We start from the raw sequence: 22,035 nt of genomic DNA, 5'->3' as shown, positions 1-22,035 counted from the left end.
TTACCAACTAGCTAATCAGACGCGGGTCCATCCTATACCGCCGGAGCTTTGATATTTCTACCATGCGATAAAAATATATCATCTCGTATTAGCGTACCTTTCGGTACGTTATCCGTGTGTATAGGGCAGGTTACCCACGCGTTACTCACCCGTCCGCCGCTCACTTCCGAAGAAGTTCGCTCGACTTGCATGTGTTAGGCACGCCGCCAGCGTTCATCCTGAGCCAGGATCAAACTCTCAAATAAAAGTTGTCCATTGCTCAGCTAGTCATTATCTGAATATCTGGCTTGGTTGTTTGTGTTTAATTCTTAAATAAGAATAAATTTTATAAATTAACCTACTGTTTAATTTTCAAAGTTCATTGTTTCGACTTACTTATACTAACAACTTATTTCAATCTTGTCAACATTTTCTTTCGTTTTATTTTTCGTCCGTATCTCTTGGACAAGTAATACTTTACCACCATATTCTTTATCGGTCAACCCCTTTTTTAAATTAATTTTAATTTTAAGTTATAAATTAGAGTGTTATTTTCTTAAGTTAAGATATATACTCATTTTTCGAAGTTAAATTTTATTCAAAAATTTTTTATTAATAATTTATTTTGATATTCAAAATTTATTTTAAAAATTAGATGAATGTTTTCACTTATAGAGTATAATAGTATTATGGCTATATTTTGAAATTAATTTATTTTATTAAAATAGTTTCATTATATAAACTTAACATTCACGAACTGGAGGTTTATTTATGGGAAAGTATGTTAGAGAATCAATTAACGGTGTTACACATCTAATCGGTGCTATTCTAGCATTTGTTGGGCTATTAGCACTAGTTATAAAGACCACACTAAGAGATCCTTCTATAACATCACTAACTGCAGTAATTATTTTTGGAGTAAGTTTAATTCTATTATACTCAGCTTCTGCTACTTATCATTTAACTATAGCAACTGATTCTAGAATTAAATTTTTAAGAAAAATTGATCATTCAATGATTTTCATACTAATAGCAGGTTCATATGCACCATTTTGTTTAATATCTCTAAAAGGACCTAAAGGTTTTATTCTTTTTGGTGTATTACTTTTCATAGCTATATTAGGTGTTTTATTTAAACTAATTTGGTTTAATTGTCCTAGATGGATTTCTACACTAATTTATGTTGCTATGGGATGGATGGCTATATTTGTCATCAAACCGTTATATCATTCTTTATCAGTTAATGGATTAATATTATTGGTATCCGGAGGGCTTGCATATACTGTAGGAGCAGCTATCTATGGACTTAAACCTAAGTTTTTAAAATTTAAAAATTTTGAATATCATGAAATATTCCATTTATTTATTATGCTAGGTAGTTTACTTCATTTTATCTGTGTATACATATATGTAATATAAAACTAACGAAAGCCCCTTAGTCAAAAATGACTAAGAGGCTTTCACTTATTTTATCTAAGAATTCTCATAGCATTTAGTACCGCTATTAATGCTACTCCAACATCTGCAAATATGGCTTCCCACATAGTAGCAATACCTCCTGCACCCATTATCATAACAATAACCTTAATACTAAGAGCAAATATTATATTTTGCCACACTATCTTATTAGTTTTTTTAGATATTTCTATAGCTTTGTATATTTTATTTGGCTCATCTGTCATAAGAACTACATCAGCAGCCTCTATAGCTGCATCCGAACCTAAACCTCCCATAGCTATTCCTACATCTACACGAGCAAGTACCGGAGCATCATTTATTCCATCACCAACAAATGCCACCTTTTCTTTTTCGTTTCTATTTTTGTATATTTCTTCTACTTTTTCTACTTTTTCATTAGGAAGCAAATCAGAGTATACTTTATCTAACCTTAAATCTAATGCAACTTTGTTAGCTACATTTTTATTATCACCTGTCAACATTATAACTTCTTTTATACCAATATTTTTTAAATTTGCTATTGCGTCTTTACTATCATCTTTAACTTCATCAGATATAACAATATATCCTCTATATATACTATTTACAGCTATATGCACTACTGTTCCAACTTCTTTAGATTCAGAATATAATATATTATTAATTTTCATTAATTTTTCATTACCAGCTAAAATCATATCTGTATCATATTGAACTCTTATACCATGCGCTGCAATTTCTTCATATTTTTTTATATTCTCTATATCAACATCTTTTCCATAGTATTTTAATATTGACTTGGCTATAGGGTGATTAGAATTAACCTCTGCTATAGCTGCATAATGTATTAATTCATCTTTTGATATACCTATAGAATTTACATTAGTTACATTAAATACTCCCTTAGTTAAAGTTCCTGTTTTATCGAAAACTACTGTGTCTATATCTTTCAAAGCCTCTAGGTAATTACTACCTTTTATAAGAATGCCATTTTTTGATGCATGACCGATTCCACTGAAAAAGCTTAATGGTATTGATAATACTAAAGCACAAGGACAAGAAACTACCAAGAATATAAGCCCTCTATATAACCATTCACTAAACTTAGCTCCTGGAATTATTAATAAAGGAATTATAACTATTGCAGTAGCTAAAGATACCACTACTGGAGTATAATATCTAGAAAACTTAGATATAAAGTTTTCAGTTTTAGATTTTTTACTACTTGCATTTTCAACTAAGTCTAATATTTTAGAAACAGTTGATTCTTCATATTCCTTTGTTACCTTTACAGTTAGTAAAGCATTTTTGTTTATAAATCCAGATAAAATTTCATCACCTTTACTTGCATCTCTTAAAACAGATTCACCAGTTATAGCTGATGTATCTACCATTGATGAACCTTCTATTATTACACCATCTAAAGGCACTTTTTCACCTGGCTTTATAACTATTATATCTCCTATTTCCACATTTTCAGGAGAAACTACCTTTATTTCATTATTCACTTTTAAATGTGCATTATCAGGTCTTATATTCATAAGAGATGCTATAGATTTTCTAGACTTACCTACAGCAATCCCTTGTAAATACTCTCCTAATTGATAGAATAACATAACTGCTACAGCTTCTGATATTTCACCAATTCCTAAAGCTCCAATTGTAGCTATCGCCATTAAAAAATTCTCATCAAAAATTCTTCCTTTAGATATATTTTTAATAGCTTTTAGTACTACGCTACCTCCTACTACTATATAAGATATAATTAGTAATATATTCATCATTGTACTTTCTATACCATTACTACTTTGGTATATTGCAATAGCATATATGACAAACCCAATGATTAATTTTATTAAATCTTTTTTCGAAGAATCTTTTTCATCTTTATATTTATTATCTTTCTTTCCACCTTCAGCTACATTTATATCTAATCCTGGCTCTGTATTATTTATTATATCTATTATAGTTGAGATGACCTCTTTATCGTCTTCTCCTTTTTTTAACACTATACTTAATTTTTTATTTATAAAATTTAAATCCGCACTTTCTACCCCGTTTAAATCATTCACTTTTTGATTTATAACTTCTGCACAATGAGCACAGTTCAAACCATTTAATATAAGCTCTTTCTTCACACCCTTTTTAACTTTTTTTACTATTTCTATATCTAGTCCTGGTTCTGTATTATTTATTATATTTATAGATTTTTCTACTAAATCATTTTCTTTTTTCTTATCAATTATATTTATAGTAAGCTTTTTGTTTACAAAGTTTAGATTACAGGAATCTATACCTTCTAATTTTCCTATTTTATCATTTATAACTTCTGCACAATGAGCACAGTTTAAACCATTTAGTATGAGCTCTACTTTAGCCCCATCGTTTTCAGATTTAATTTTACTTTTCTTAGAAACTAAATCTTTCTTTATACCTCTTTGTCTTTTTTTATACGGTATAGAGTTTAAGACAACACCAATATCTAAACCTGGCTCTATAGAGTTTATTATATCTATTACTGAGGAAATTACGACTTCTTCATTATATGAATCTAATACATCTATTTTAAGTACTTTTTTATCTAAATCTAAATTACAATTTTCTATTTCCTCTAACTCTGATACTGTTTTACATATAGCCTTTGCACACTGAGAACACTCCAAACCACTTAGGCTAATTTCTTTTCTTAATAAACTAAAATCTCCCATTTTATGCCCTCCTACCTTTTATAAGTCTCTTGAATATGGTTTAATCCGCAGTTAAATATCTGACTAATATGACTATCATCTAGTGAGTAATAGACCGTTTTTCCTTCTTTTCTAAACTTCACTAGTCTAGCTTGTTTGAGCACTCTCAATTGATGTGATATAGCTGAGTGAGTCATATTTAAAAGGTTCGCTATATCACATACACACATTTCATTAGAAAATAATGCGTATAGTATTTTTATTCTCGTCGTATCCCCAAAAACTTTAAATAATTCCGCTAAATCATATAACATTTCTTCTTCAGGCATGCTACTTTTAGTTTCATTTACTATATCTTCATGTATATCATTGCATTCACATGCAGTAATTGTTCTTTGTTTCATATTTAATTCCTCCATTTATAACAATATATGAATAACTGTTCATATATTGTATTATATGCTAGATATCGTATCTTTGCAACTATTATTACTATGATTTTTCATCAATATTTTTTATACACATATTAATTTTATTAATAATATATATATTATTAAGAGCAAATTTAAAGCAGTGTGTTTTAGGAAGGAGAATTAATCATGAACTATAATATGTATACAAATAGACAAAAAGATCAAATAGACCCTAACTATATATATCCTAGACCTTATATTGATCCTATGATGTATGTTAATCCGTATATGCCTTATGGACCTCAGTTTTCAAACTATCAAATGGAGCCTACATCAAACGGATACGTGACTTACGCTAATCCATTTGCAGAGAATCCAGGAAATCCTGATTTACCTCAAATGGATGATAACTCTGTATATCCAACAATAGAAGATAATGACTATAATCAATCAGAACCTTTTGAACCTGCTAATCAAGGGTACCCAAATAACCAAAATCCATATAGCAATCAAGGATATCCAAATAATCAATCCCCATATAACAATCAAGGGTATCCAAATAACCAAAACCCATATAACAGTCAGGGGTATCCAAATATTAATACTCCTAGTAATATGCCTGGATTACCTCAAAACCCCAATATACAAGGCTTACCTATGGGATATCCCCCTGGTATGTTCCCTAACATGTATATGATGCCTAATATGATGTATCCTCCTGGTATGTTCCCTGGTATGTATATGATACCTAATATGATGTACCCTCCTGGTATGTTCCCTGGTATGCCACAAATAAATATGGAGGAATTTGACGAGGAAGAAATGTAAATTTTAATAAATTTAGTGTTATAAAATTTATATTTCTTGTCTACACTATTTAATGTATTCCTCATAATATTCCCCCAATATTATAAATACAAAATAAGATTATGATATAAATTATCATAATCTTATTTTTTGATTATATTAACTTAAAAAATCTTCAAAATTATTAGAACCTGACTCTGCAAAATCATACAAAGCATTTTCTTCAAAGTAGTACTCATTTTTTATGGATATATACTCTTTATAGTTATTCTGTAGCATTTTATTTATGTACATTCTATCCCTATCATTATAAGTTGCCACAAATAATTCTGTATCCATTATATAATAAACAGCTCTTATATCATTATTTATCACATATATATTTTCTTTCACATGGTCATTATTAAAATTAAATCTTGTAAGAAGTATTCCTTCATCCATTTCAGATTTTAGTAAAAATGGGTTTTCTTTATGAAACTTCTCTATGAAATTTGATTTCTCAATAACATTATACACTGTAACAAATTCTTCTTTTGATATTTCGTCAAAAACTTCAAAATCAAATATGCCTTCTCTTTCTGAAACAAGCATAGAACTTATTTTAAATCTATCACCTTCTTTTACTATATTAAATGCGATTTTGCATATATAATATCCATCTTCATCTTCATATAAAGCTTCACTTACAAATTTATTATTCCCTTTTGAAGTTACTGTATTTTTTAATAGCGTACCATTTATATTTGTAATATGCATATTGGAAATTTCATCACTACCAGAAAAGTATTTTAAAGCTTCTCTATCCCATCCAATAAACCTCATTGTCATATAGTTTACAAATTCAATTTCATCTTTTATATCTTTACATATTATAGGATATAAATCTTCTATTTTTAAATTACTTTCATATTTATTGATTATATCTATATATTCTTCCACATTTCCTGGAAGATTCTTTTCCCAGGCTATAGTCTTGCTTCCAAAATACTTAATTAAAAATAAAGCTTGTTCTTTTGATACTTGCAATACATCAGCACCTAAGCCTCCCACAAGCCTTTGTTGTTCTATGTATGCTTCTTCTTTAGTTGGGTTTTTTAGACTAACATAATCTGCTATACCTAATCCTTCTGCATCTAATAAAAAATATTGATATATGTTATCTTCATTTTCACTATAACATATTAAAAGCCCCATACTACCCATAAGCCTTGAGTTAGTCACCTTAGCAAAGTTAAACTGCATTAAATCACATCCTTATGTATATAATTCTAAATAAATTATAAACTATTTAATAAAACATTTTACTATAAATACTAGTTTACCATAATAAATGTAAAATATTTTTAATTTATTATCTATAGTTTTACAACAATAGCATATTTTATAATATAATAAAGTAAATGGTTAATCGAGGTGATGTTAATGAATAATATAGCAGCTTTTTTTGATATAGACGGAACTCTTTATAGAGACTCCCTTATGGTTGAACATTTTAAGAAACTAATAAGGTACGATATTATAGATCAGAAGGCTTGGTTTGAGCATGCAAGAGATACTTTCATGGACTGGGATAAAAGACAAGGTAACTATGATGATTACTTAGAAGAGATTTGTGATTTATATGTAGACTCTTTAATAGGTCTAGATAAAACTTGTATTGATTTTACTAGTGATCAAGTTATAAAACTAAAATCTGATAGAGTATATAAATATACACGTTCAAGAATACAATGGCATTTAGAGCAAGGTCATAAGGTTATATTTATATCTGGTAGCCCTAACTTTTTAGTTGAAAAAATGGCAAATAAATATGATGCTACTGATTTTATAGGAAGTGATTATGTTTTTGAAAACGGATTTTTTAGCGGGACAGTCATTCCAATGTGGGATTCTGTAAGTAAAAATACAGCTATAGATAATTTTATAAAAAAATATAACATTGATTTAGAAAAATCTTACGCTTATGGTGATACTAACGGTGATATAAACATGTTAAGAAGAGTTGGCAATCCAATTGCTATAAACCCTACTAAAGAATTACTAACTCATTTATCTAATGATAAAGTGTTACGTGATATTACTAAAATAATAGTAGAAAGAAAAGATATTGTTTATTCTTTAAAAGCAGATGTTGATATGTTAGAAATATAGGGATGAGATTACTCATTCCTTTTTATTTATTAAGGAGGTAGAAATATTTGAACATAAAAAATACAATTACTCCAGAAAAATTAAATGAGGATATAGATAGTTTAAGTAAAAACTTATATTTAGAGTCTCCTGATCTATGGATTGATTTTTCTGATAAGATGGGGGAAAATAAATTTGACGAAATGGTCCTTTTCTTTGCTACTAAATATAAGTATCTATCAATAGTTAAACATGCGGTAAATAACAATCTAATAAATTTAGATTCACCATCTAAAAACAAAGCTTTCAAGTCAATAAGAGAACACTTAATAAGTATAGCTAAACAGAATAATAATATTGAAATTTATAACTTTCTAACTAATAATATTGATAATTTCTCAAGTTCAGAAAGCTCATCAAATGAAATTGAAACTAATAATACTGATAAAAGTTCTTATGCTCCTAAATTTATATGTTCTCATTGTAACACTAATATTTTAGATACAGGATATATTTCTTCAGAAGAGACTACATATAAATATTCAAGTCAACTAAATAAATTAGTTTCAACTTCTAAAAATACACTTGATACTATTATTTGCAGTAACTGTAAAAATATTATAAGTACTGCTAGTCCAAAATTACTAGAAAGTCTTTGCACCGTTCAAAATTGTTCTAAATGTGGATTAGATTTAACATACACAGGTATTATTGATAAAGTTAAAATGAGTTATGATAAAAACTTAAATAAGTTTATAAACTCAAAAACATCTTATCATTGTTCTAATTGTGACAATGAGCTTAATCAATATCAAATAGATCATTTTAATTTATAATAAAAAGATACACATCATAACGATTAATCATTATGATGTGTACCTTTATTTATTTTAATTATTTTTTTAATTTTTATATGATAATAATCTATAAATTCAGAATATATGTAGTCATATAGTATAAACACTAATTCAAATGCACATATAGTTATAACATTTATGGGTATATAAACAAATTGCTTAATTATAAAATATAAAATCAGTACTGAAGTATTCGCAAATATTAATTTAAGCAAATATTCTACAATTATATGCCTATCACTTTCTATAATATACTTTACTAAACCATATATTCCAAATGTAAAAATGTATATTAACCATTGAACTTTACTATTAATTACAATAAAACCTAAAATAGCTGAAGATATATAAAATATAATTCCAGTCGATAATCCCCATTCCATTATAATTATAGATATTGGAAGCGATGCTAACCCTAAAAGAAATACAGTATTTATAGGTATGACATTTATAAGCATTAATAAGATAGCATTTAAAGATAGTAATATTCCTCCATATGCTATTTTTTTACTCATATATCCCTCCTAAAAACAACTTACTAAGTCTCCTCCAAAGCATTCACAACATGAATCCAAGCACCACAGTTTCATACAATCTTCACAACAATCATCACCTAAACAACAGCAACAATCATCGCAACAACAACAGCAGCACCCATCCAAATCATTATGTCTTCTTCTATTATAATTATATGCCCTATAATTATAATCATCTCTATACCTACTAAATCTGCTTACAGCATTTTTATATTCCTCATTATCTGGTTCCATAAATTTAGCTCTTTTTATATAATCTTCACCTTGTTCATAATAACCTATATTCATAGCTGATATTCCAGATAAATAATACCATTCACTACATTTATTACTCACAGTTTGTAAAAAATCATATGCAGCTTTAAACTCTTTATTATCTATCAATTTTCTTGCCTTTAAAAAAGTATCATTATAAATATTGTTATACATTACCTTCACATCCTTTATCCAATATATTTTTATACCTTAAATAAACTCCAGAATACACTATATTATCTATTATATTTCTATTAACTCTTAAGTTTAAAGAGTCTATATTTTGGGCTAAGAGTCCTAATGATATACTTATTAACTTATCAACCCTTGTCTTTAGCTCTTCTTTTTTATCTATATATTCTATAAATGGATTGTATCTACCTTTTTCATAATCTTTATCTAAATCCTCATATGCATCTAATAAATATATGTATTTCCCTATATTAAATCCTATATTTCTAAGCTGTTGTTCATATTCATCATTTTTATATACAAATATTTCTCCCATAAGGTTTCCGAATGTATTCGATACCATATCTATATTTATATTTTTTTCATTCTCTAACCTATTTAATTCTTCTAATTGAGATTTTATAAACTCAGCTTTATCAGGATATTTTTCATATGCAAATTTAAGCTTACTTTTATATGCATTGTATGCAATTATATCTTTTATTCTTTTTTCATCATTTACATTATCTTCTAACTTATAATACGCTAATAATACATTCATACTAGCTGCATATTCTGTAACTTCATTTATTATTTTCTTTTTCTTTTTAAAAGGATTAGTTATACATCCTTCTTCTATAATAATTGGCTTAGGTCTGTATAATGATGTTAGTACTAAAATCAAAAATGTTATATCATAATTTAGTGTTAATCTAGATATTTCTCCATGGTTATTTTTTAAGTATTTACATAAGCCACAATAATATCCTCTATAATGCTCGTATTCTCTAAAAGTTAAATCCATTTTATTTATTTTTACATAACCAAACATATTTATTCCTTTCTAGATGATGAATTTAAAATTTCAAACTAATCTCTAAGTTTTATAATTTCTACTTTATATCCTTCAAATTCAAAAATATTTTCTTTAATAATATTCTCCTTAATATATAGTTTTGCCATCGTAGGCTCTAGCTTAAATCTTTTAGGTCCTACCGAACCAGGATTTATATATAAAATCCCCTCTTCTATATATATTTTACTCCTATGAGAATGACCATATACAATAATATCTATATCTTTTTTATTTAAAGGTTCTTTTATATCTTTAATATTATGAATTAAATATATTTTTAATTTATTTATATTTATTACTTTTCCAGACGTATCATTATCCTTATCTATATTCCCATATACAAACTCAGTTCTACAAATTTGTTGTAATGAGTTTATTATATCATTTTTTCCAACATCACCAGCATGAATTATTAATTCACAATTGTTTAATTCTTGTAATACTTCTTGTCTTAGTAATCCATGTGTGTCTGATATTATACCTATAATCATACTACCACTCCTATAAAAAAAGAGATATCTTCAAAACAAAGTAAAGATAACTCTTAATATATTTTAATTACTATTTTCAGTTAAATTTTCACTCATTATTCTTGCGTATCTTATTGATTTAGATATTCTTTCATGAATACCTTCTTTATCATCAATAACTACATCAATTTTGCTATTCCATATATCATCAAATAATTCATCGCACATTTCTTTAAACTTATTATCACAAATAATAGAATAGTAATTTTTCCCAGAAATAGGATGCATTTTAGTCATTTTTAAACTTTTAGATAGATAAAGCGATGGATTATCATTATTTCTAAATTCATCTATAAAGTTACCATCAATCATTCTTATCTCTACATCTTCTGATTCCATAATTATTTTTTCTATATATTCCACATGTCTTTGTCTTTCTTTAAAAGTCAATGTTACAGGCGTATTAAAAAAGTGTAAACATCCTGATGACAGATACTTTCTTAGTTCTGCCTCGTATATAAGTACTTTTAATTTAGACTTATATGTTGCATTTTGAAGAAAGATATTTATTTTATTTAGTTCATTTAGTATATTTTTATTTTCCCCAAATGTTCTCTCTGCCACTTCCATAAATAAATCCGATGGCATAAAGAACTCATTTATAGAACCCAATATACATCTTAAATCGTTATTCATTATATATTGAAGATATGTTTGATCTTCTATCATTGATAAAGGAGTCTTTTTTTCGCATAAAGACTTACCTTTTTGTTTTTGAGCACGTACTAGACTATAGTACACATCTTCTATTAAATTCTTATCCTTTGAGTACGTACTTAATAAACATTGTCCATCTGGGTAATGAGTTGTATTTATCAAAAACTTATCTTTTATTACTGATATTGTAGAGTTAGGATTAATATTACAGTTATAAACTTCGAAATCAAGTGCTGGATAAGTTGATATAAAATTTATACCTATTAATGTGTTTAGTATTTTTTGCTCCTTATTTTTTCGTTTATCTTCAAGACCCATGAGAATTGTTATTTTAGTATTTGTATTTCTACTAATTTCATAGAATGATTTCTTCACATTCCCTAGGGAAACTTTATCTTTATAGGTTAAATCAAATAAATTAAAAGATAAAATCACATCTAGATTTTCCCCTTTATTTATCAATGAAAAAATTTCATTAGTAAACTCTTTTTGAACAATAGTTGCTTCAACACTAGATAAACTATTATAAAATTCTTCTGAGTGAGTATTTTTAGGTATATTTTGAACACCTTTATCACTCATACCTCTAGCCTCATCCATATATGCATTTTTTAATGTTTTTTCTATATATCGTATTATATATTCCTTATCGCTTTTTTCATCAATTTCAAAATAATTTACAAGATTTTCATATGTAGAATTATTTAAGGAATCAACTATGAAAAGCGCAATGTCTTTACATATTTCATTTATTCTCTTAGAGCTCGGTAAATTCTTTGATGATATCCACTTATTTATATAAGATATATCATAACCTAATGTATTTGCCAAAGCGCTCTTCTTTTGATTTGATATATATAATAAATTTTCTAAAATACTTCCAAATGTAATACTATTCAAATCCAAACCTCCTAGAATTTATTTTTTAATTCTTTTGGCTATATACCTTTGAACTTTAATTATATCATCATAACTATAATTATTTTCTCCCTTTTATTGATTTAAATTGATTCAATTTTAATCATTTTTTTGCCTTTTTTCCTCAAAATTCGTCATTTTTCGATAGAATGTCTAAAATTTCAGTGTTAGTATTATGTTAAAGATTTCGCATCAAGTAAACTTTACTTAAAAAACAAAATGAAAACGTTATAATACAAGTTATAAAATCAAAAGGAGAAATTAAATGAATAATTTAAACAGTAAGAAAAGTAAACTAACCGCTGGGTGGATAATCGTAATTGCATGTATGTTTATACAAGCTGTTCCAGCAGGTATTATCGCTAACACGCAATCTTTATTTATATATCCAGTTATAAATGCTAGAGGATTTTCACTAGTAGCATTCTCTCTAATGTTTTCAATAGGAACAATAGTATCAGCGGTTGCTGGACCATTTATAGGTTCTTTATTTACAAAAGTAAATACTAAAACAATATATATATTTGGAGCAATCATAGCTGGCTTAGGATTCACTGCATTCTCTATTGCAACACAAATTTGGCATTTCTATATACTTTATGGAGTAGCTCAAATAGGTTCTGCTATGATATCTGGTATAGGTATACCACTTTTAATAAGTTCATGGTTCGATGAAGCTACTAAAGGTAAAGCTTTAGGAATCGCATTTGCAGGTGGATCTATAGGTAACTTTTTCCTACAACCATTCACTTCAAAATTAATAGCTGCACAAGGTTATGCTGTTGCTTACTTAACACTTGGTATACTAGCTTTAGTAGTAGGTTTACTAATATCATTATTCTTAATAAGAATGCCTAAGGATTCTAGCGAGGTAGTTAGATCTAAAAATTATGATACTAATAAAAGTAATACAAATTCTGTATCTTCAGGATATACTTTAAAAGAAGCTGTAAAAACTAAGTACTTCTGGATGCTTTGTTTTGGATTCACATTTGTAGGATTATATGTTTCAGCTTATTCAGTTCAATATGCTGCATACTTCCAAGGTGAATTAAACTTTAACTCAACAGTCGTAGGTCTTACAGGTTCTATATTTGCAATATGTTCATTAGCTGGAAATATAATTGGTGGTTCTTTATTTGACAAGTTAGGTGCATTAAAATGTCTAATATTCTCTACAGTATTAGTATTACTATCAGGAATATTCTTATTATTTGCTAAACATAGCATAATATTTGCACACTTATTCTCAGCTACAAAAGGACTAGCTATATTCATTTATATGATAGGACCAGCTTACTTAACAGGTTCATTCTTTGGAAATAAAGAATATGGTAGCATATTAGGTATAGTTCAATTACTATTTGCAGTTGGTATATCTGCAGGGTCTGCAGTATTCGGAATTTTAGCAGAAAATCTTGGATATGATATGTCTTGGACATTAGTATTAGGTGCTGTAGCTATAGCTTACACATTATTAATAATGGCAACTATCGGTATGACTAAATTAAACAAACAAAAACAAAAAAATAACGCGAATATAAACGCTGCTTAATATAATAAAAAGGTGAGCTAAAATGAGCTCACCTTTTTATTATATGTAAATTTACGCTATAATATAAATTTACTCAAATTTCCATCTACATCCTCAATAGTCATAACATTTAAACCTTTATAATTCTTAAACAACCATTTAATATCACTCATAACTTGATTTACTTGAGCCTTACTTAAATCTCCAATAAAATACTCTTCTCTCAAATCACTATAGTTTTTTTCTGTAAGGAAAGCTCTTATAAATCCAAAGGCAATCATATTCGGTATATTATTTTCATTTGCTTTTTTACTTTTTATACTTTTAGATTTCATTTTCATATTTTTCACCCCATAATAAAATTCATAAGCTTATTAATATCTATTCATAAGTGAGTTTTTATATCCTAAAATATAATATTCATAAAAAAGGAGTATATATTTATAATTCTTAAATTATAAATATATACTCCTAATTGTATAAAAATTTTATTGATTTATTTTTTATTAAGCTGCTTTTTTATCATTATTTCCAGCTAATTGATATTTTTTCCACTCTTTAACTGTGAATATAGCTAATGCAGTAACATTTATTCCACAAAGCACGAATAGTAATAAGTCAACTGCTTCAAACACAACGTTAGCTCCAAATACTGCTAAAGTACCAGCAGCTATTATTAAAAGTAAGTATATAGCTATATTCTTGTTTATATGGTTTTTCTTAAATAATTTTGTCATATAGTAGTAAGAACCTAATATAGTAGTTAATGCAGATAATACTGTAAATGCACATAATACTACTAGTCCAAACATTCCAGTTACATCTTTAGCTGTGAAGAAATACTCTGCTAGTCTTTCAGCAGCTCCACCTTGGAATGTTATTAATCCAGCATTTATACCGTAAGATGCTATATAAGAAGTAACTACTATAGAAACTACTACAGTTACTACTGTTGGTATTAAAGATATCATAGCTGCTTCTCTTGGTTGAGTGTCAGCTTCTTGAGCTGCCATAGCTAATGCCCCAAGACCAGTTTCTGCAGTTTGTAGTACTTTTTGCATACCTAATACAAATCCTAACATTATACCACTAAATCCATTAACTGGATTTGTCATACCTTCTATAATATGAGCAAAGTAAGTTGGTATATAGTTTCCAGTTTTAATAACGAATAATGTGAAGAATATAAAATACCCTGCAACAGCTGTACCTATCATATAAGTCATAGCATTCATAAATATTTCATGTTTCTTAGATAATACTAATACAGCAACTACTGCTATTACTGGTACAACTATAAACATATATCTTTGAAGTAAAGTAAGATTAATTCCCATAAATTCACTTGTTACTAACTTAGCAACTGAATCTATACCTGAGAATTGGAATCCACCAAACCCAAATACTGCTAACGCCACAAAACATACAGCGTAAACCATACCTAATGAAGGATGTATTAAATCTCCTATATATTCCTTTGGACTTTTACCCATTATTTTTGAGTTTAATGTTTCAGAATAAGAAACTGGTACCATTATACAAGCTCCTAATAAAGCCCATATAGCCATAGCTTCTACGTTTACTTCTCCTGAAGCAGAGAATTTAGATAAAGCACCAAGAACCCCTATTATAGCTCCAGTACCTATCATTGCACCTAATGATATAGATGCAGGTCCTATTATGTTTTTAAATTTTAATCCAGCTGGCTTAGTAGCTTTCTTTTGTATCATGCCTATTGTTCTTATTGATGTAAATGCGCCAACAATTAACATGAATGGTAAGAATACTGGCCAAACCGCATCAGAAATACCTGTTATGATAGTTTCTAATTGATGTAACATGCGTTTTTCTCCTTCTTAAATATAAATTTTTATAATTTCTACGCTTTTAGGATATTTTAACCTTAATAATATAAAAATATCAATAAAAAAAACAAGATACATTATTTTTAATTAAATCCATATTAAATAAAAGCAATAAATTTTTAAATTATATTGCTTAAAAACTAAAAAAGTTTTCCTTTTAGATTTAACTAAAAAATATATCTTGTTATGTATTATTCGCCAATTATAAATCAATAATATCAATATCTAATAATAATTGTCAAGTATTTATCATTTATTTTTTATTTTTTTATTTTTCAATAAATTATTTTTTATTTTTTCTACCTATTTATATATAATTCTAAACATATGCAAATTTTATTTTAAAATTTCAAATTATCATTTAAGATTTCTATATATCTCAAGGATTCGGATACTAGCATTTTACTTTCATGCTTTTCATTATCATTTATTCTCTCTTTCCAAATTTTATCAAAGAATATTTTTAATATTTCATCTAATTTTTTATCATTTATAATTAAGTAGTTTTCACTATCTTCATTGGGGTTTTCTTTTAAAAATGACATATTTTTTGATAAATACATTGATGGTTTTTCTTCATTTTTAAAATCATCCAATACAGAGTTCTCAATAACCTTAAGATTTATATTATCTTTTTCTTCTAACAGTTTTTTCATATGACTTAAATGACGCTGTCTTTGTTCTAAACTTAAATTTATAGGCTTATTGAAAAATGTCATATTTCCACTAGATACATATGTTCTAAACACTGATTCATACATGATAATATTTAATTTAGAATTATATGTTACATTTTGTAGTATTGTATCTATTTTTTTTAGCTTAATTAACGCTTCTTTCTCATCTCCAAAAATATTTTTACCAATTTCTAAAAATAAATCTGATGGCATAAACAACTCAGTTACTGATCCAACTAACCACCTTAAATCTTGATCCATGATGTAATTCATATAGCGTTGGCTTATAATTATCTCTTCTGGTGTTTTTTTTCTAAACATATGTCTACTTTGAGTGCTTATCATCTCTTCTAAAGTATGGTACATTTCATCAACTACATCATCATCTGTAGATGTTATCGTTGTTATACACTTATGATTGTTGTAAATAGCTGTATGAGCACATTTATTTTTTACTGCTGACATAAATATATTTGATGGAAAGTCACAACTATATAATTCAGCATTAATCCTCCCCCTTGATGTAACCATATTTATGAACAACATCACATCAAATATTATTTCTTTAATATCATTATCAGAATCAAAACTTATCAAGTACTTCATTTTCACTAACTCTTTATGATTACTAGACTTATTATTTTCACCATTTCTTATTCCTGCAAGATGCACCTTATCTTCTCTATTTAAAGAAAATAAATTACAAAGTACTGTCATATCTGAAAGCCCCGCTTCTTCTATAAAACTTATTATCTCATCATCTAAATATTTTTTTCTAAGTGTAGGATTTATTGTTTGTATACTATTATTTTTTCTAATATCTTTTTTTAATGTTTTTTTATTATTTTTATTGTAACTATATAAATAAGATTCACTTAACTTTTCTTCTATCGTTTTTTTCAAAATTTCACTTTTATTTTCATTTTCTGTAGTATTTATTTCAAAATAATCACTTATATCACGTAGTGATGACTCACTTGAAGATTTTACTATAAAATCAGCTGTAATTTTACTTATATTTTTTATATTCTTAGCAGCTGGTAACATAGTTGAATTAATCCACTTACTGATATAAGATACATCATATCCTAATTCCATAGCTAGAGAGTAATTCTTTTGTCCCGAAAAATAAATTAATTTCTCAATTAATTTACCAAATTCTCTTTCAATCATTTCTAACCCTCCTTTTTGTAAAATGCACATTTTTATAATATCATACCCATATTATGTACACAATGTTATGATATCTATTTTATCGAAAATAGTCGTATTTTTAGTTTTTTATCATTTATTTGATAAAATTGAATCTTTTTATTTCAAGTTTCATCATTTTATTTCATTTGTTGGTGTATATCCTTATATGTTATGTTTATAATGTAATATATTTTTAAGTATATTTTTAACTTTAATAATAAATTTTCGTAATAGATTAAAATATAGTGTTATGTATTGTTCGCCGACAAATTATAACATAATTTTAATTTCGAAATTCAATACTGCAAATAAAGTGTATTAAATTTATATTTAACAAAGACAACTATTTACATAGTTGTTTCTCTTGATACCTATTTTTATATTGTTAAATTAAAATCCTTTATTCAACACACCTCTAATATCAAATTAAATTATTCATTTTAATTATTTATAAATATATTTTCTACTTATTTTAGACTAACATACATTTTTTAATAATTATTGTAAAAGATAAACTTATATTGAAATAATTTATTTTTAAAACTTTCTTACTAGGTACTATTTTAACTTCCAAGTAATATATATTGTTTAATTTAAGGAGGAAACTTATATTATGAATGCATCTAATAACAAAAAAGAAAATCAATTTTTTTATGGATGGATAATCGTTATAGCATGCTTACTTATACAAATCATTCCCTTTGGAGTAGGCGCTAACCTACCACCTGCATTTACAAATTATGTTGTGAAAGGAGAAGGTTTTAGCTTTGCTGCATTTTCATTAATATTTACCATAGGTACTATAGCATCTGCTATTTGTTCTCCTTTTATAGGAAAATTATTCACTAAAGTTAATGCGAAAGTATTATATATAGTTGGTTCTATACTACTTGGTGGAGGATTTATGTTATATTCATTTGCAGGTAATAATTTATTTGCATATTATGCAATAGCTGCATTGGTTCAAGTAGGGCTTGCAATAGTATCAGCTATAGGAGTTCCAACGCTTATTAACTCTTGGTTCAAAGTTAATAAAGGCCTTGCTATGGGTATTGCATTTTCCGGAGGTGGTATAGGTAATATATTCCTTCAAGTGTTAGCAGGAAAATGGTTATCTGATCCAAACATAGGATATAGGGGAGCTTATTTAAGATTTGGTATGATAGCTTTAATTACATCATTACTAATTTCAATATTCCTTATAAGAATGCCGAAATCTGATGCTGAATTAGCTGCTAATATACCTAAAAAGAAAAAAGGAGAAGAACATGCCATAAATCATATACCTTGGGGTTATAAAGTATCAGAAGTAACTAAAATGGCTCAGTTTTGGATAATTGGTATATCATTTATATTTGTAGGATTCTATGTAAGTGGTATGGTACTTCAATTTATAGCCTTCTTTCAAAATCTAGAAGCTTCTGGTCAACTTAGAATGCCTGCTGCTATGATTGCATCTTTATTTGGCTTTTTCTCAATATTCGGTAATCTATTCGGAGGAGTATTATTTGATAAATTAGGACTATCTAAATCATTTGGTCTTGCAGGTATTTTAGTTGTTACATGTGGTATTTGTTTAATATTTGTTCCTAATATAAATGAACTTGCATATATATTTGCTGCTGGGTTAGGTATCTCAATGTTCTCATATATTATGGGCCCTTCATATATGACTGGAGTATTATTCGGTGATAGAGATTATGGTACTATACTAGGATTGATACAAGTATTCTTTGCCTTAGGATTCGCTATAGGTTCGCCTATATTCGGAATAATTCTAGATAGATTTGGTTGGAATGCAGGTTGGATATCTACCATAGTTTATGCAATAATCGCTTATATCGGTTTAATAAGTGCATGCTCAACTATATTAAGAGTAAACAAAGAAAATAATGTAACTGAAACAAAAAGAATATCTTAATAATATAAAAAATGCTGTTAATAAACCAAATATAAAGTTAGGTTTATTAACAGCATTTTGATTTCCTATATAATTATTACTATAAAGAAATTACAATACTCATTAACTTATTACTTCTCTGTATAAATTCTTCTAATTCTTCTGGTTTTAATTCCTTATTTGATAATAATGCTAAGTCTATTATTTGATTACATATTAAATCTATACTTTCTTTCTTATCTTCATTGCCTTTTAATGATAATATCTTTTGTATTATAGGATTCTTTTCATTTATAACAAGAGTTTTTTCTTCTTGGAGATTCATACCTAAATCCATACCTACAAACCTAGATTGCATTTCCATCATTCTTCTGGTATGTTCTGATACCAATACTATAGCTGGTATTTCTTCATTTTTTAAGCTTTCAACAGAGTAATTTTTTATTTTATTTTCAGATATACTCTTAAATATATCTTTTAATATATTTTTATCTTCTTCTTTCATATTAGATTCGTCTTTATTTTTTAATACTTCAGATATATCTGAGTCTATTCTATTAAAGCTAGTGCCTGCTTCTTTATACTCCATAAAAGAAATAAAATGGTTATCTATACTAGAATCCAACACAACTGCGTTTAATCCATATTCTTTGAACAATTTTATATATTGAGATTGTTGCTTCTGATCACTTATATAAAATACTTTATTTTCATGACTTTCTTTTGAAGATTCCTTATAATCATTTAATGTCATGTAATTTCCTTCTATATCTTTAAATAAGATATAATCTTTTATCTTTTCATAGAAAGATTCATCCTTTAAACATCCAAATTTTATAAATACTTGTATATCATCCCAGAACTTATTATATTCATCCCTTTCATTTTTAAATAGAGATTTTAGTTTATCAGCCACCTTCTTAACTATATGTTTAGATATCTTAGTAACATCTCTATCATTTTGTAAGAAACTTCTAGATACATTTAAAGGTAAGTCTGGACAATCTATTACACCTTTAAGTAATAATAAAAACTCTGGTATAACTTCTTTTATATTATCTGCTACAAATACTTGATTATTATAAAGTTTTACTTTTCCTTCAACTAATTCAAATTCATTATTTAATTTAGGGAAATACAGTATCCCCTTTAAGTTGAATGGATAATCCACATTTAAATGTATCCAAAATAAGGGCTCTTCAAAAGAATTAAATACCTTTCTGTAAAATTCTTTATACTCTTCATCTGTACAATCCTTAGGTGATTTTAACCATAGAGGATTAATATCATTTAAAGGTTTTTTTTCAAATTCATCATTACTTCCCTCATCATTTTTATCATCAGAAGCTTCTAAATAAATTTCAACAGGTAAGAATGAACAATATTTTTCTATAATTTCTCTTACTTCATATTCATTTAAAAACTCTTTACTATCATCATCTAAATATAGAGTTATACTTGTTCCTCTTTCTGTTCTAGTATCAGATTTAGATATTTCATACTCAAGCCCATCTTCTGATACCCATCTAACAGGTTGTGCATTTTCTATATAAGACATTGTATCTATTTGTACTTTTTTAGATACCATGAACGAAGAATAAAATCCTAGTCCAAAATGGCCTATTATATCATTAGATTCTTCTATCTTATCCTTATACTTATTAAAGAAATCTTCTGCACCAGAGAATGCAACTTGATTTATATATTTTTCAACCTCTTCAGCTGTCATACCTATACCATTATCAGTAAAACATAAAGTTCCATCGTTTTGATTTATTGATACGGTTATCTTGTATTTGCTATCCCCATTATCATTAGCTTCTCCTAGTGAAACTAACCTCTTATATTTATTTACTGCATCACATCCATTACTTATAAGTTCCCTTATGAATATATCCTTATCAGAGTATAACCATTTTTTTATTATAGGGAAAATATTTTCTGTATGTATTGAAATACTACCTTTTTGTACTGACACTAGTACCCCTCCTTTTAATAATGTCATTTTATTTATAAAATTAAAAATTTATAGTCTATCTATAGTTAAAGATAAAATATATAAACTATACTTAATTTATATATTCTATCCTTAACTCTGATATCCTATAAATTTTCTAACTATACTTTAAATTTTAAATCCAATCTATTATATTAATCTATAGATATATATTTTTTAGGTTCATTTTGTTTTATATTTAATTTTGGAACTATTAGTTGTAAAATTCCATTATTGTAACCAGCTTTTATATCTTCTTCTTTTACACTGTCCCCAACATAAAAACTACGAGAACATTGTCCTGTATATCTTTCTCTATGAATATAGTTTCTTTCTGCATTATTTTCCTCATTAGATTCACTCTTAAATGCACTAACTATTAAATACCCATTGTCTAAAGATATTTTTATATCTTCTTTTTTAAATCCTGGTAAGTCCATGTCTATAATGTAATTATCACCTTGCTCCTGAATATCAGTTTTCATCATTTTTTGATAATTAACTGGTTTAAAAAACTCATTTTCAAATAACTCATCAAAAAAACTATCATTAAATAAATTTCCTATATTTCTTCTAGGTACTAATTTCATATATATCACCTTCCTTACAATTATTATTATACTCTTTTTATTAGCA

The 22,035-nt window shown here is 26.9% G+C and carries 19 protein-coding genes and 1 rRNA gene; 6 read left to right on the top strand and 14 right to left on the bottom strand.

The genetic code is table 11. The annotated features are described in order from the left end of the window. A 16S ribosomal RNA gene (locus I2A66_RS12905) occupies positions 1-245 on the bottom strand; the annotation flags it as partial. Between the two features lie 505 nt (positions 246-750). On the opposite strand from I2A66_RS12905, the gene trhA reads away from it, so the two are divergent. Further along, positions 751-1,398, top strand: a complete 648-nt coding sequence (trhA, locus tag I2A66_RS12900; protein WP_122640479.1) for a PAQR family membrane homeostasis protein TrhA — start codon at positions 751-753, stop codon at positions 1,396-1,398. A gap of 50 nt (positions 1,399-1,448) precedes the next feature. On the opposite strand, the gene I2A66_RS12895 is transcribed toward trhA, so the two are convergent. Then, positions 1,449-4,124 (bottom strand): heavy metal translocating P-type ATPase, encoded by a 2,676-nt coding sequence (locus I2A66_RS12895; RefSeq protein WP_122640478.1) that lies wholly within the window; start codon positions 4,122-4,124, stop codon positions 1,449-1,451. A gap of 11 nt (positions 4,125-4,135) precedes the next feature. Then, on the bottom strand, positions 4,136-4,507 hold the full coding sequence (locus tag I2A66_RS12890) for an ArsR/SmtB family transcription factor (RefSeq protein WP_122640477.1): 372 nt from the start codon (positions 4,505-4,507) through the stop codon (positions 4,136-4,138). Between the two features lie 195 nt (positions 4,508-4,702). Here I2A66_RS12890 and I2A66_RS12885 point away from each other — a divergent pair, with 195 nt between their 5' ends. Then, complete coding sequence (locus tag I2A66_RS12885) at positions 4,703-5,344, top strand: hypothetical protein (RefSeq protein WP_195251793.1); 642 nt, start codon at positions 4,703-4,705, stop codon at positions 5,342-5,344. A 138-nt stretch (positions 5,345-5,482) separates the two neighbouring features. Here I2A66_RS12885 and I2A66_RS12880 read toward each other — a convergent pair whose 3' ends face one another. Then, entirely contained in the window at positions 5,483-6,565 is a 1,083-nt protein-coding gene (locus I2A66_RS12880; protein ID WP_147516758.1) for a hypothetical protein, read from the bottom strand. Positions 6,566-6,745: 180 nt separating this feature from the next. Here I2A66_RS12880 and I2A66_RS12875 point away from each other — a divergent pair, with 180 nt between their 5' ends. After that, positions 6,746-7,474, top strand: a complete 729-nt coding sequence (locus I2A66_RS12875) for an HAD family hydrolase (RefSeq protein ID WP_122640474.1) — start codon at positions 6,746-6,748, stop codon at positions 7,472-7,474. Between the two features lie 47 nt (positions 7,475-7,521). Next, the gene (locus I2A66_RS12870; RefSeq protein ID WP_122640473.1) at positions 7,522-8,289 is read left to right on the top strand and encodes a hypothetical protein; all 768 of its coding nucleotides are present in this window, start codon (positions 7,522-7,524) and stop codon (positions 8,287-8,289) included. 23 nt (positions 8,290-8,312) lie between these two features. Here the strand turns inward: I2A66_RS12870 and I2A66_RS12865 are convergent, their stop codons facing one another. The 5 genes from I2A66_RS12865 to I2A66_RS12845 form a co-directional block, all read right to left on the bottom strand. Then, positions 8,313-8,825, bottom strand: coding sequence for a hypothetical protein (locus tag I2A66_RS12865; RefSeq protein ID WP_122640472.1), 513 nt, complete (start codon positions 8,823-8,825; stop codon positions 8,313-8,315). 9 nt (positions 8,826-8,834) lie between these two features. Continuing rightward, positions 8,835-9,275 (bottom strand): hypothetical protein, encoded by a 441-nt coding sequence (locus I2A66_RS12860; RefSeq protein WP_122640471.1) that lies wholly within the window; start codon positions 9,273-9,275, stop codon positions 8,835-8,837. After that, positions 9,268-10,104 (bottom strand): DUF5685 family protein, encoded by an 837-nt coding sequence (locus I2A66_RS12855; RefSeq protein ID WP_147516759.1) that lies wholly within the window; start codon positions 10,102-10,104, stop codon positions 9,268-9,270. The genes I2A66_RS12860 and I2A66_RS12855 overlap by 8 nt, the downstream gene beginning before the upstream one ends. Positions 10,105-10,142: 38 nt before the next feature. Continuing rightward, positions 10,143-10,619 carry a metallophosphoesterase family protein gene (locus I2A66_RS12850; protein WP_122640469.1) on the bottom strand — a complete coding sequence of 159 codons (477 nt, stop codon included), beginning with the start codon at positions 10,617-10,619 and terminating at the stop codon, positions 10,143-10,145. 63 nt (positions 10,620-10,682) lie between these two features. After that, complete coding sequence (locus tag I2A66_RS12845; protein WP_195251792.1) at positions 10,683-12,215, bottom strand: hypothetical protein; 1,533 nt, start codon at positions 12,213-12,215, stop codon at positions 10,683-10,685. A 283-nt stretch (positions 12,216-12,498) separates the two neighbouring features. Here I2A66_RS12845 and I2A66_RS12840 point away from each other — a divergent pair, with 283 nt between their 5' ends. Continuing rightward, positions 12,499-13,788 (top strand): conjugated bile salt MFS transporter, encoded by a 1,290-nt coding sequence (locus I2A66_RS12840; RefSeq protein WP_122640467.1) that lies wholly within the window; start codon positions 12,499-12,501, stop codon positions 13,786-13,788. Between the two features lie 56 nt (positions 13,789-13,844). Here the strand turns inward: I2A66_RS12840 and I2A66_RS12835 are convergent, their stop codons facing one another. From I2A66_RS12835 to I2A66_RS12825, 3 genes are all read right to left on the bottom strand, one after another. After that, positions 13,845-14,108: a hypothetical protein gene (locus I2A66_RS12835; RefSeq protein ID WP_122640466.1), complete on the bottom strand. Its 264-nt coding sequence runs from the start codon at positions 14,106-14,108 to the stop codon at positions 13,845-13,847. Between the two features lie 165 nt (positions 14,109-14,273). Beyond that, the gene (locus I2A66_RS12830) at positions 14,274-15,608 is read right to left on the bottom strand and encodes an alanine:cation symporter family protein (protein ID WP_195251791.1); all 1,335 of its coding nucleotides are present in this window, start codon (positions 15,606-15,608) and stop codon (positions 14,274-14,276) included. Between the two features lie 365 nt (positions 15,609-15,973). After that, positions 15,974-17,482, bottom strand: a complete 1,509-nt coding sequence (locus I2A66_RS12825) for a hypothetical protein (RefSeq protein WP_122640464.1) — start codon at positions 17,480-17,482, stop codon at positions 15,974-15,976. Between the two features lie 634 nt (positions 17,483-18,116). On the opposite strand from I2A66_RS12825, the gene I2A66_RS12820 reads away from it, so the two are divergent. Further along, on the top strand, positions 18,117-19,424 hold the full coding sequence (locus I2A66_RS12820) for a conjugated bile salt MFS transporter (protein ID WP_122640463.1): 1,308 nt from the start codon (positions 18,117-18,119) through the stop codon (positions 19,422-19,424). Between the two features lie 79 nt (positions 19,425-19,503). Here the strand turns inward: I2A66_RS12820 and htpG are convergent, their stop codons facing one another. Both htpG and I2A66_RS12810 read right to left on the bottom strand, forming a co-directional pair. Next, a complete protein-coding gene (htpG, locus tag I2A66_RS12815; RefSeq protein WP_207734772.1) occupies positions 19,504-21,408 on the bottom strand; it encodes a molecular chaperone HtpG in 1,905 nt (634 codons plus the stop codon). 146 nt (positions 21,409-21,554) lie between these two features. Next, positions 21,555-21,989 (bottom strand): Hsp20/alpha crystallin family protein, encoded by a 435-nt coding sequence (locus I2A66_RS12810; RefSeq protein ID WP_122640461.1) that lies wholly within the window; start codon positions 21,987-21,989, stop codon positions 21,555-21,557. Between the last annotated feature and the right edge of the window lie 46 nt (positions 21,990-22,035).

The sequence above is a fragment of the Romboutsia sp. 1001713B170207_170306_H8 genome (genome assembly GCF_015550495.1).
Classification (GTDB): Bacteria; Bacillota; Clostridia; order Peptostreptococcales; family Peptostreptococcaceae; genus Romboutsia_E.
Note: the sequence above shows the minus strand (reverse complement) of the source record. Positions and strands in the feature narration are given on the sequence as shown.

Bases quoted from the DNA above. Each gene is read 5' to 3' on its own strand.
- trhA (WP_122640479.1), top strand. From the start codon at position 751: ATGGGAAAGTATGTTAGAGAATCAATTAACGGTGTTACACATCTAATC.
- I2A66_RS12895 (WP_122640478.1), bottom strand. From the start codon at position 4,124: ATGGGAGATTTTAGTTTATTAAGAAAAGAAATTAGCCTAAGTGGTTTG.
- I2A66_RS12890 (WP_122640477.1), bottom strand. From the start codon at position 4,507: ATGAAACAAAGAACAATTACTGCATGTGAATGCAATGATATACATGAA.
- I2A66_RS12885 (WP_195251793.1), top strand. From the start codon at position 4,703: ATGAACTATAATATGTATACAAATAGACAAAAAGATCAAATAGACCCT.
- I2A66_RS12880 (WP_147516758.1), bottom strand. From the start codon at position 6,565: ATGCAGTTTAACTTTGCTAAGGTGACTAACTCAAGGCTTATGGGTAGT.
- I2A66_RS12875 (WP_122640474.1), top strand. From the start codon at position 6,746: ATGAATAATATAGCAGCTTTTTTTGATATAGACGGAACTCTTTATAGA.
- I2A66_RS12865 (WP_122640472.1), bottom strand. From the start codon at position 8,825: ATGAGTAAAAAAATAGCATATGGAGGAATATTACTATCTTTAAATGCT.
- I2A66_RS12860 (WP_122640471.1), bottom strand. From the start codon at position 9,275: ATGTATAACAATATTTATAATGATACTTTTTTAAAGGCAAGAAAATTG.
- I2A66_RS12855 (WP_147516759.1), bottom strand. From the start codon at position 10,104: ATGTTTGGTTATGTAAAAATAAATAAAATGGATTTAACTTTTAGAGAA.
- I2A66_RS12850 (WP_122640469.1), bottom strand. From the start codon at position 10,619: ATGATTATAGGTATAATATCAGACACACATGGATTACTAAGACAAGAA.
- I2A66_RS12840 (WP_122640467.1), top strand. From the start codon at position 12,499: ATGAATAATTTAAACAGTAAGAAAAGTAAACTAACCGCTGGGTGGATA.
- I2A66_RS12835 (WP_122640466.1), bottom strand. From the start codon at position 14,108: ATGAAAATGAAATCTAAAAGTATAAAAAGTAAAAAAGCAAATGAAAAT.
- I2A66_RS12830 (WP_195251791.1), bottom strand. From the start codon at position 15,608: ATGTTACATCAATTAGAAACTATCATAACAGGTATTTCTGATGCGGTT.
- I2A66_RS12825 (WP_122640464.1), bottom strand. From the start codon at position 17,482: ATGATTGAAAGAGAATTTGGTAAATTAATTGAGAAATTAATTTATTTT.
- I2A66_RS12820 (WP_122640463.1), top strand. From the start codon at position 18,117: ATGAATGCATCTAATAACAAAAAAGAAAATCAATTTTTTTATGGATGG.
- htpG (WP_207734772.1), bottom strand. From the start codon at position 21,408: ATGACATTATTAAAAGGAGGGGTACTAGTGTCAGTACAAAAAGGTAGT.
- I2A66_RS12810 (WP_122640461.1), bottom strand. From the start codon at position 21,989: ATGAAATTAGTACCTAGAAGAAATATAGGAAATTTATTTAATGATAGT.